Below are 10,394 nucleotides of genomic sequence, written 5' to 3'. Positions count from 1 at the left end.
ACATCATTGTCGAGGCGCCGCAAGCTCCCATCTTGTCCACGCTTGTTGATCTGTCCACCACCGCAGAGCAACCGCTTCATGTGCTGCACGCCCAAGGCCGCTACATCATTGACAGCATCGTGGTGGAGCGGGCAGACGGCGTGACCTCCGGTGTATCGCTGTCGTTGCGCACGCTCGATGCAGCGCGTGGCGGCGGCCGAGAAGTGGTTTCGGCGCTTGATCTGGCGCCACTGGCAAACCGCAAAGCGATTGTTGAGCAGCAGGTTGCTCTTGGGGTGTGGCTAAAGGCTCCATATCTCTATGCGACTGTCGCTGGCCCTGGCACTGGCACCGTGCGCCTGGCTGTTTATGGCCGCATTCTGGAGCTGGATGACCCTGAGTCTCGTACATATGGCACACGGCAACTTGATCGCGTGGGATAAAACCAATGAGCAAACTCTTCAACACACCCACTCGCAAAACCATTGCCGGCCATGATTTCGAGGTCAGCCAAGTTCCCTTTGAGGTCTTCACCGAGGCATTCGAGTTCGGCGACTGGCTGATCGGCATGCAGGGCGGCCAGTTCGACCTGGCCAGCCTCAAGGTGCTGCAAGGCGAATCGACCTTGCGCCTGGCGCTGGAAAAGTTGCTGGCGGCGTGCCTGGCGCCAGTGCAGGATGGCCAGCCCAAGCCCATGTCGGTGGCTGACGTGCGCGCGATGCCGATAGCCATGGTGCTTGAAGCGGTCTATGTGGTGCTGGAGGAAAACCTCAGTTTTTTTACCCAGCGCCTGCAGGCGATCAAGGTGATCCAGGCGAAACTGATGTCGATTGGTTCGCCGTTGCTCAGCAGCTCATCGCCGCAGGCCACGACCGACAGCAGCTTCGGCGCTACAGCATCGACGAGCTAAAAGGCTATCTGCAGGCCATCGGCGACCAGGCCGAACGCCACGCACAACACCAGGCGGCCCACACGGCCGTCGCACTTGCAGGGGGCTCAATCTGAGCCCCTTTTTTCATGGGCAAACTCTAAAGCGTTTTACTTATTGCTGATGGCCGTGGCGGGAGACCATGCGGTCCATGGCAAACAACCTCGAAATCGGACTGCGGGTCCAGGCCGCACTGGACGAAGCACGCAAAGAAGTCCGCGCGTTCACTGCCGAAGTCCAAGAGCTGGGCGCAGCCGGCAAAAAAGCTTCGTCAGAAATGTCGACCGTGCCGGCGCCCGCGTCTGGCTCGGCCCCGTCGACTCTCAGCTCCGACCAGGCCGCTACAGCTAGGCAGGCGGCCACCGCCACTCAAGAACAAGCTACAGCCACGGCCGCGCTGTCAGCAGCCCAGAAGGAACAGGCCGAAACCTCTGACCGTGCAACCAAGTCTGAGCAGGAGCTGACCAAGCAGCGCGAATCCCAGGGGCAGCAAAGCAGGAAGAACGAGGAGCAGCAACAGCGCCAGGCTAAAGGCTCCGACGAAGCCGCCAAGGCTACCGACCGTGAAAAGCTGGCCATTGACCGCCTGATCGCCAGCCTGGACCCTGCCGCCACCGAGGCTTTCCGCCTTACGCAAGCTCAGAACGAACTGAATACGGCCCTGGCCCGTGGTCTCATCACACAGGACCAGCACACGCGTCTCATGGGCCTGGCTCAGCAGCGCTTTGCCGGCCTTGGTGTTTCTGCAGGGCAAACAGCTGCTGCAATGCGCATGCTGCCTGCGCAGATCACCGACATCACCACCAGCATCGCCAGCGGCATGCCCATCTGGCTTGTGGCCATCCAACAGGGCGGGCAAATTAAAGACTCTTTTGGAGGGGTCGGGCCCGCTTTCAATGCCATCACCTCTGCAATCACGCCAGCGAGGGCTGCCGTCGGTGGACTGGCGCTGGGTGTGGGCGCCTTGGCTCTGCTGTTCCTTGAGGCCGAAAAAAAGGCCTATGCCTTCAATGTGGCAGTGCAAACTACTGGCAACGCCGCAGGCGCGACCCAAGGCCGCATTGAAGCCCTGGCCGAGGCCGCCAACAAAGTTAGCGGCATCAGCAGGAGCGCAGCCGAGTCCGCGGCCGTGGCCATGGTGCAGTCCGGCCGCCTCGGTATCGACGTTATCGGCAATCTGACCAAGGCCATCAACGGTTATGCTGCCGCCACCGGCCAGTCCACCGATGCGGCGGCCAGCTCCCTGGCCAAGCTGTTTGCGGAGCCAGCCAAGGCGGCAAAGCAACTGGATGATCAGTTCAATTTCCTCTCGGCAACGCAGCGCCGGCACATCGCCGACCTGGTCGAGCAAGGCCGAGTCGAGGAAGCCCAGCTCGAACTGAGCCGGCAGGCTGCTGACCACTTCGGCCGCGTGGTGCCTGAAAACCTCGGTGTGCTGATGCGGGCGCTGAATGCAGCGGCCGATGTTGCGCGCAAGTTCTGGGGCGCGATTCTCAATATTGATAAGCAGAAGACGCTTGAAGAGCAGATCAAAGAGCAAGAGAACCGTGTTACCCAAATGGCAGCCGATCTGCGGCGCCGTGGGACGAACCTCGCCGGTAATCAACAAATGCCGCAACTGCTCAACAACGCGATAGGCGAGCTGAGCACTCTTTATGCTCAACGTGATAAGCAAGAAAAAGAGGCCGACGACAAGGCTGCTACTGCTCGCAAGGATCGCCGCAAAAAGTCTGTCCAGGAAGAGTATGCGGCGGCCATGAAGGCCACTGAAACCGAAGAGAAGCGCCTGGCCGAGAACAAGAAGAAATGGCAAGCATGGCGCGATGAAGGGTCAATCACTCAGGCTGAATTAGACGCACTGGTCAAGCAGGCAGACGAGAAAGCCAAGAAAAATCCGCGCACGCCCAAGGGCAACACCCCTGAGCAGGAGGCTATCCAGCAGATCCGCTCAAATCTGCGCACCCTGCAAGCCTCAATCAAGAGCAGTGATGCCTTCCTGGTCAACCAGCTGGAAGAAGGCCGTGTCAGCATTGAGGAGGCCTACCAAAAGCGCCTGGCTGGCATCAATGAAGACTACGAGGCCCAGCGTGAGGCTCTAGAAAAAGAGCTGAATGCCAAAGGCACGACAAAGACTCGGGCTGTGGAGCTGAAGGCATCGCTCAAGGTCTTGGAGCAATCGAAGGTAGATTCCACGCGCGAGTTGGACAAATGGCGGCGCTCTGAAGAGTTGAAGTTGGCAAACCTTGTCGTGAGACTGCGTGTAGATACAGCTGCATTGACTGGGCAGTTTGACCGTGAGGCCATCCGAAAGCAGTTGGAGCTGCAATATGCGGAGGAGTTACGCGCCGCTGGCCGCCAGTCGAATCCTGCGGATGCCGAAAAGTCTCGCCAGCAGGTCCAATTATTGATAGAGGCTGGTGCTGCTCAGGCTGAGTTCAACAATAAGCTGGCAGAGGCGCAGCGCCTTCAGAGCCAGCTCGGTGTCATCGAGCAGGCCGTGCAGACGCAGGCCACGCAGGGAACGATCAGCCAGATCGAGGCCGAGGCACGCATCAGGCAGGCCCGCGCGGCCCAGGTACCAGTGCTGCAATCCATCGTCCAGGAGCTGGAGCGCGTGCGCGACAGCCTGCCGCCCGAAGCACAGGTCGCCATCGACAACATGAGCACCAGCATTGGCCAGCTCAAGAATGAGGTGTCCAGCGCCACGCCTGTGGTCGTCAACCTTGGCACCCGCCTGCGCAATACCGTCATCGATGGCGTCGCGGATGCTGCGGCCAATGCCGTGACGAACTTCAAGAGTCTCAGCGAGGTCGCCAGCGCGACCCTACGCCAGATTGCCGGTGACATCGTGCGCAGCGACATCAAGCGGCTGCTTACCAACATGTTTACGCCTGATGTGAGCGGCGGCGGAACTGTCATCGGCGGCATTTTTGGCAGCATCGGCAAGATTTTCGGGTTCGCCGAGGGCGGATCTCCTTCGACTGGCGGCGGCCGCATCGTGGGCCCTGGCACGGGCACCAGCGACAGCATCGCCGCATTGGTCGACGGCAAACGGCCCATTGCCGTGAGCAATAACGAGTTCATCCAGCCAGAGAAGGCCGTGAATCACTACGGTCTGCCGTTCATGGAGGCCGTGCGCACTCTGCGCCTGCCAAAGCCTCGCTTCGCTCTGGGCGGTCTGATATCTGCCAGCCAGCGCGTGAGCTTCGCCACAGGGGGCTCTGTATCGTCCGCCGGCGGCGCCATGCCTGGCCAGACTCAGCCTGTAGAGGTCCGCTTCAACAACCAGGGCACTCCCAAACAGCAAGTCGGACAGCCGATAACCAAACAGGAATTGGGCCGCCTAGTCGTCGAAATCATGATCGCAGATGCAAGCAATGGCGGGAAAGCCTCAAGCGCAATCAACGCGGCAGGGAGGCGCAACTGATGGCATACACCCGATTCCCCGATTACGCCCAGCTCGTCTTCGAGACTGATTACACCCTGCGCCCCGTGGGTGGTGTAGAGCGTACAGAGATGGAGGACGGCTTTATCGAGCAGGCTCCTGTGCAGTCTCTGGCCCGCTATGAGCTGCCGCTGACCTACCGCCTGGACAGCCTGGCGCGCAAGCAGCAGTTCGAGATCTGGCGCAAGACCGACCTGGCCCTTGGCGCCCGGTTCTTCGCCTGGCCAGATGTCGAAGACCCCAGCGGCGCCACGCTGCGCCGGGCCCGGATCGTGGGTGGCTCGGTTGAATACAAGGCGATCACCGACCGCCTGGATGAGTTCATGGTCTCTTTCACCCTGGAGTACTGGGCATGAGCACGCGCAAGTCTTCCCGATATCGCCGTGCTGCCCAGCAACTGGCCCCGGCCGAGCGCCCTCTGGTGCTGTTGGAGCTGGCCCATGCATTGCTGCCCGAGCCCATGCGTTTCGTCAATGACAACCAGGACGTGGTTTCTCGCACTCATTTGTATGTGGCCACGACTTTCGAGTTCACCTGGCCAGACGACCAGGAAGGGCGCACGCCGGCAGCGGCGCTGAGCATCGGCAACGTATCTGGCGGTGTGGGCGTCTTCTTCGAGCGCACCCACGGCGGCCGTGGTGCTGTCATCACGGCCCTGCAGATCATGCGCAGCGCCCCCGATTTCATCGAAGACGAGCTGACGCTGGATCTACGAAACGTCGAAGTCACCACCAAGGCCGTGATCGGACAGCTCGGCTATGACGACATTCTCAACAAAGCGGCCGTGGCGTACACCTACCGGCCGGAAACCGCTCCGGGGCTTTTCTGATGCACTGGTCTGACTCTTATATAGACATCCCACACGATGTCCTGGACTGCGCGCAACTCGTTGAACGTGCTTTGCATGAGCAGTTCGGCCGCATAGACATCCACTTCCCAAGGCGCCAGGCAGACGACCTGGCCCACCGCTCGGCCTTGATCACGGCCAACCAGGCTGATTTCGCCAAGCGGATCGAGGGGCCCGTCGATGGATGTGGCGTGCTGATGTTGGCACGCGGCCGCCAGGCCCACATCGGGCTGTATTGCTTAATTCAGGGCGTGCCCTATGTGCTGCACAGCGATGCACTGTTCGGGTCGAGCATGCGCCAGCCCCTGGCACGCTTGCCTCGGTGCTACCGTGTGGAGGGCTTTTACCAATGGCTCTGATGCCCACACTCTCAGTCATCTGGTGTCCAAACCCGTTGCGCCCAGCCAGTGACCGGAAGGTACTGCCCATTGCCCTGGCCGGTACCGAAACTCTGCAGGGCATCATCCAGCGTCTGGGCCTGGCTGAAACACCCCTAGCCGTCATGTTCAATGGCCTGCCCGTGGCGGCCGAGGATTGGGCCGCGACGCCCGTGACCGTATCTGACCTGATCGTCATCCACCAGGTAGCCAAGGGTATCGTCGAGGGCAGCACAGTCGCAGCCAAGCTGGTTATGTATGGCGAGATTGGCTGGACTGCTGCCTTCGCTCTGGGAACTGTGGCCGCGTTTGCTGCCAATGCCGTGATCGCCTTCGCCATTTCCGCCTTGGCCGGCAGCTTGTCCGCCCGGAGCGCTGCCTCTGCCCAGGGCGATGATGCGCCCACGGCGTACAGCATTGAGGGCGGCTCCAACTCGGCCCGCAACTATGAGCCACTGCAACTGGTACTGGGCGAACATCGTGTATTCCCAGACTACGCTGGCCGTCCGTTTGGCGAATTCGTCCCGGACCCTAGCACGGCCACCGAGGTGATCAACAACACCCCGGTCTATGAAACCCGTACCCATCCGCCATTCGGCTTCGAGGGCACAGCAGTCATTGCCCCATGGGTGCTCATTCGCACAGATGTCTGGGAAAGCGGAACGATTGAGTACTACGGAGACCAGGCCAGCCGCACCTATACCAGCAGCAGCGGCGGAACGGTCACCCAGCCGCATACCTTTGTAATTAGTCACCAAGGGCTGTTCGACTCGGTGACGACCTATGAGGACTATCTGGTGCAGATCACCCCACCAGAAAGTGGTGGAGGAGACTGATATGGCTTGGAATCTTTTGGGCACGCCACTGCCAGTCCTGGTGCGCTATGGCTACACCATCATCTACAACACGGAGCGCGTCACGAGTGTCTTCAATTATGGGTTTGGCGACCTGGCCATCAGCGACGAACGCATCGGTGCCAACGCTGTCAGCCAGTACAACGCCATCGAGCTGCACAGCAGTGCAACTCCGCCTGGTCAGGCCGACCGCACAGTGCTGCGTGGTTACGCAAGCGCTGGCTGGCCGACGGATATATACCCTGGCAACGTGCAGACCGTCGATGGCGGCGCCCTGGAACAGCGGGCAAATGTCGAGAATGACGGCTGGATAGAACGCAGAGGCTCTGTCGCCGGCAGATTCATACAGATGGATATTTCGGGCCGTCTGCTGCGGCAAGCAAGCGGCGGCTTCGAGAATCTGACCTGCCAGGTGGCGGCTGAGTATCAACTGCCAGGATCGAACGCCTGGCAACCGATGCCGTTTTCTCCCATGACTCTCAGCAATGGCAGCACCCGGCCGCTGCGTGAGACGTTTTCGGCCATGCTCCCCCAGGCTGTGGCCAAGTTCCGCGTGCGCCGAATCACCCCCGAATACACGGACGCCAGCAATGTGGCCGAGATCGAGTGGACGCGCCTCAAGATCTTCCGCGATACCGATGCGCTGTACCCTGCGCAGTTGCGTCGGGGGATGATGGTCAAGGCGACCGGCCAGCTCAACGGCCGGATCGACCGCTATTCGGCGCTGCTGCGCCATAAATGCTGGGTCTGGAATTCGTCGGCTCCCTGGGACGGCTCCATGCCGGCAGTAGGTGCCGGCGCCTGGCAGTGGACATACAGCACGAATCCTGCCTGGCTGTTCCTCTACTTCTCGCGCGGCGGCTTCCTCAATTCCTATGCCGCGCCGGCCCACCTGGGCCAGGCTGGCTGGTTAGATGAGCCATCAGCCAGCAATGGCGAGCGCCTCTTTGGCGCCGGTCTGCCCAATGCCCGCATCGACTACGGCACGTTGGTTGCCTGGGGGCAGTACTGCGCTGCAGCTCAGCTGACCTGCCGCATGCTGCTGAGCGGCGCGCGCAGTGCGGGCACCGTGCTCGATGACATCGCTGCAGCGGGCCGGGCCCGGAAAACTTGGGCGCCCGGCAAGCTGTCGGTTTGGTGGGAAAGAGATGGCCAGCCCTGGGTGGCAGCCTTCGGTGCGAGCAACATCATCGCGGGCACGTTCAAGATCGCCTACATCACGGACGACACGGTCGACGAGTTCGGGCTCTCATACAGCCAGGCCGATAACGACTATGAGGCAGACACGGTCTATGCCAAGGTTCCAGGCGTCACGCTGCCCGTCAATCAGCAGGTCAGCCAGGCTACGTACAGCATGCCCAAGGCCCAGGCCCAGCGCCTGGTCAACCTGTTGGCCGCCTCGAAGCACTACCACCGCCGCACGATCACCTGGGAGAGTTCCATCATGGGATTGACCGTGGCCACGGGCGACATCATCCAGCTCGGCCACGACCTGACCCGTTGGGCATTCAGCGGCCGCCTGGTCGGCCTGGGCCTAACAGGCACCCGCGTGGCTTGGGTGGATTTGTCGGCTGAGGTGGAGCTTCAAGACGGCAATGACTTCTATCTGATGGTCACACCGCCAGGAGGCGACCCTTTCAGCGTGCGCTGCGCCAAGCCTGTAGGCCGTATGCGTCGGCTGGCCCTGGTGGGCAACTGGCCCGCCTCGGCCGCGCCAGGCTGGCTGGATGCAGGCACACCGAACCCGCAGGCGTCCGCAGAGTGGGAGGACACGGTACCCGAAGACTGGACGTTCCTGGGCGGCCCACAGCAGACGCCCGGCAAGCGCGTGCGCATCATCAGCATGGAGCCCAGCAGCTCCAGGCGCGTGCGCATGACTGTTCGTGATGAATATGAGCAGTACTACCCGCTTGAGTGGGGCCTGGGTGTGGTTCCCGAGGTGCCCAGCGGCGAGCGCCGCGTGGCCAGGGCCTTCAATCTGTCGGCCGCACCGCTGCCCGATGGTGGGACGCGCCTGGCATGGGAGCTGGAAGCGGCCCATGGTGCCGATGTCAGGGTCTCGGTGAACGGAGGGCCCAGCCAGCAAATCCCCGTCGCTGGCCACATCACAGTCCTCGGCCGCGAGCTGCTCCTGCCACCTTATCCAGCCGGCACGCGCCTGGCGGTTTCTCTGCTGCCGGTGACGGCTGGGGCGCCGGTAGGCGTCGAGGGAGACGCCTTGGATATCAATCTATGAGTGCTTTTTCCAAGGGTTTCTATCAAGGACAGAACCGGAGAGAGGAACAGGTAGTTCCTCTCTGTCCAGCATAGACCTGACTAGGTGGAGGAGCCACGGCTTCGAGTCTGGAGATAGGCGGACACCCGTAATCAAGGTTGGCAGGTCTATGTCAATCAGACTGCCGAATGACTCTCTGCGTTCGGTGAACGCACTGGAGGGCTTCCAAACGATGGCACGAACTTCTTTCTCAAACTCATAGGCATGCATCTTGTGCAGAACTGAGGCAAAGGACGAACCTGTCTGAAAGGGGTCAATCTCATGATTGATGTAGTGCACTTTTGCAATGTGACACTTCATATCGTCAGCCAAGCGCAGAGCGCGTTTCAGTCGCCCCACCGTAGAGGTGATGCAAACAGCTTCGTTCGTGCGGCCGTAGATCCTCCACATGGCTAGGCTTTCATCGACACTCTCATGCCAGCAAGCAACATCTATCCAGTCACGAAGCTTGTGGAGAACTCCCTCGTAGCCAAGCGCTGGGGCTTTGTCTGTGTAGTCCCCAAACGGAGTCTCAAACGTCAAGGGCTTTTCCAGGTCCGCTTTGCGCGCCTTCGCCTCCAACGATTCAACAGTTTGCCTAGGGGACGTCCCAATGGTCCCTGGCCACATAGAGTTAACTGCATAGTCAAGAAGCGCAGGGGTGTTGGAGTTGACTAGAGCATCAATTAAGGTTGCTGCACCCTCGCTTTTGTCCTCGAATTGACTAACTGTGTTGAAGAACAGCTTCTTAGATAGCAAAGTTGAGGCAAATGCCGCGAAGCTCATGTAGCGGCTGATCACCGCGTCATCATCCAAACCGTGCGAGATATCTATCGGTCCCATTTCATCAGTGCAGGAGTTGTTTTGCCCATCCTAAGCTGGAACTACTGACTGTGATTCTGTAATTCTCTTTCCTGTGGCGAAATTGAATCTTCTCGCATTTATCTCATCTACGCGGTTGGATTTATCGCGCCGCGCTTCATTATTCATACCTCCTACTTACAAAATACAACATTTTTTATAAATCCAAACAATATTTGGCTACTCATTGAAAAGAGCTATTCCTACACCTCGTTACCTCATAGCCAAAGACATTGCGATACAGGGCTTACATGAATTTCTACAGCAAGCAGGAATTCATCTGAAGCGCCAAGCCCCTTGTTCTTCGGGTCATGGACACGAGCCAAGGATGCCCTTCGACAGGTCTGCATGCGTGTTGCAAGCAAAGTGGGGAAGAGAAATGAACTCGTTCAAAGCATTGGCGGCGTTAATCCTGACTGTTTCCGGTGGCGCTTTGCATGCCGAGGAAAGCTGGCACATCAATCTGCATACCGTCAGCCATCATTTCAGTGAACGGCAACACGGCAAGCAATGGAATCAAGAGAATCTGGGCCTTGGCATCAGACGCGAATTCTCCAGCGATGTGTCGGTGCAAGCCGGCTTTTACCGCAACAGCATTGATCGGTGGAGCACCTATGCCATAGGCGAGTACACGCCCATTGCCATGGGCAATCTGCACACCGGCGTCTATGCCGGACTGCGCACCAACTACACCAAGCCCGTCATGTTCGCTGCAGGTGCCCTGCTTCGCTGGCAAGGCGAGCGCTACAGCGTGACGCTCAGGGCTGCGCCCAAGATGTGCAACCAGTGCTCCGCTTTTGTGGCGCTGGAGTTCGGCTTCAAGCTCTGACAAGCAGGCTTGGCACTGCA

Annotated in this window: 10 protein-coding genes; 9 read left to right on the top strand and 1 reads right to left on the bottom strand. The window is 60.0% G+C overall.

Annotation, left to right across the window (positions count from 1 at the left end; all coding sequences use genetic code 11):
* The 8 genes from ACNAZA_RS20955 to ACNAZA_RS20920 form a co-directional block, all read left to right on the top strand.
* The coding region (locus tag ACNAZA_RS20955; protein WP_415798432.1) for a hypothetical protein at positions 1-422 on the top strand (422 nt) is incomplete at its 5' end.
* A gap of 5 nt (positions 423-427) precedes the next feature.
* Positions 428-889, top strand: a complete 462-nt coding sequence (locus tag ACNAZA_RS20950; protein WP_415798431.1) for a hypothetical protein — start codon at positions 428-430, stop codon at positions 887-889.
* 160 nt (positions 890-1,049) lie between these two features.
* A complete protein-coding gene (locus ACNAZA_RS20945) occupies positions 1,050-4,334 on the top strand; it encodes a phage tail length tape measure family protein (RefSeq protein WP_415798430.1) in 3,285 nt (1,094 codons plus the stop codon).
* Complete coding sequence (locus ACNAZA_RS20940) at positions 4,334-4,708, top strand: hypothetical protein (protein WP_415798429.1); 375 nt, start codon at positions 4,334-4,336, stop codon at positions 4,706-4,708. The genes ACNAZA_RS20945 and ACNAZA_RS20940 overlap by 1 nt, the downstream gene beginning before the upstream one ends.
* Positions 4,705-5,181: a DUF1833 family protein gene (locus ACNAZA_RS20935; protein WP_415798428.1), complete on the top strand. Its 477-nt coding sequence runs from the start codon at positions 4,705-4,707 to the stop codon at positions 5,179-5,181. Before ACNAZA_RS20940 ends, ACNAZA_RS20935 begins: the two co-directional genes overlap by 4 nt.
* Complete coding sequence (locus tag ACNAZA_RS20930) at positions 5,181-5,558, top strand: hypothetical protein (RefSeq protein ID WP_415798427.1); 378 nt, start codon at positions 5,181-5,183, stop codon at positions 5,556-5,558. Before ACNAZA_RS20935 ends, ACNAZA_RS20930 begins: the two co-directional genes overlap by 1 nt.
* Positions 5,558-6,412 carry a hypothetical protein gene (locus ACNAZA_RS20925; protein WP_415798426.1) on the top strand — a complete coding sequence of 285 codons (855 nt, stop codon included), beginning with the start codon at positions 5,558-5,560 and terminating at the stop codon, positions 6,410-6,412. The genes ACNAZA_RS20930 and ACNAZA_RS20925 overlap by 1 nt, the downstream gene beginning before the upstream one ends.
* Position 6,413: 1 nt before the next feature.
* Positions 6,414-8,666, top strand: a complete 2,253-nt coding sequence (locus tag ACNAZA_RS20920) for a phage tail protein (RefSeq protein ID WP_415798425.1) — start codon at positions 6,414-6,416, stop codon at positions 8,664-8,666.
* Here the strand turns inward: ACNAZA_RS20920 and ACNAZA_RS20915 are convergent.
* Positions 8,661-9,527: a hypothetical protein gene (locus tag ACNAZA_RS20915; protein ID WP_415798424.1), complete on the bottom strand. Its 867-nt coding sequence runs from the start codon at positions 9,525-9,527 to the stop codon at positions 8,661-8,663. The two genes, ACNAZA_RS20920 and ACNAZA_RS20915, sit on opposite strands and share 6 nt — an antisense overlap.
* Before the next feature lie 397 nt (positions 9,528-9,924).
* Here ACNAZA_RS20915 and ACNAZA_RS20910 point away from each other — a divergent pair, with 397 nt between their 5' ends.
* Complete coding sequence (locus ACNAZA_RS20910) at positions 9,925-10,374, top strand: hypothetical protein (protein WP_415798423.1); 450 nt, start codon at positions 9,925-9,927, stop codon at positions 10,372-10,374.
* Positions 10,375-10,394 lie beyond the last annotated feature (20 nt).

Origin of the sequence: Comamonas aquatilis (genome assembly GCF_965139575.1) — a bacterium.
GTDB lineage: Bacteria > Pseudomonadota > Gammaproteobacteria > Burkholderiales > Burkholderiaceae_C > Comamonas > Comamonas aquatilis.
The sequence above is the reverse complement of the archived record's forward strand: the minus strand, read 5'-3'. Positions and strand labels throughout refer to the sequence as shown.

Bases quoted from the DNA above. Each gene is read 5' to 3' on its own strand.
- ACNAZA_RS20950 (WP_415798431.1), top strand. From the start codon at position 428: ATGAGCAAACTCTTCAACACACCCACTCGCAAAACCATTGCCGGCCAT.
- ACNAZA_RS20915 (WP_415798424.1), bottom strand. From the start codon at position 9,527: ATGGGACCGATAGATATCTCGCACGGTTTGGATGATGACGCGGTGATC.
- ACNAZA_RS20920 (WP_415798425.1), top strand. From the start codon at position 6,414: ATGGCTTGGAATCTTTTGGGCACGCCACTGCCAGTCCTGGTGCGCTAT.
- ACNAZA_RS20935 (WP_415798428.1), top strand. From the start codon at position 4,705: ATGAGCACGCGCAAGTCTTCCCGATATCGCCGTGCTGCCCAGCAACTG.
- ACNAZA_RS20910 (WP_415798423.1), top strand. From the start codon at position 9,925: ATGAACTCGTTCAAAGCATTGGCGGCGTTAATCCTGACTGTTTCCGGT.
- ACNAZA_RS20925 (WP_415798426.1), top strand. From the start codon at position 5,558: ATGCCCACACTCTCAGTCATCTGGTGTCCAAACCCGTTGCGCCCAGCC.
- ACNAZA_RS20945 (WP_415798430.1), top strand. From the start codon at position 1,050: ATGCGGTCCATGGCAAACAACCTCGAAATCGGACTGCGGGTCCAGGCC.
- ACNAZA_RS20940 (WP_415798429.1), top strand. From the start codon at position 4,334: ATGGCATACACCCGATTCCCCGATTACGCCCAGCTCGTCTTCGAGACT.
- ACNAZA_RS20930 (WP_415798427.1), top strand. From the start codon at position 5,181: ATGCACTGGTCTGACTCTTATATAGACATCCCACACGATGTCCTGGAC.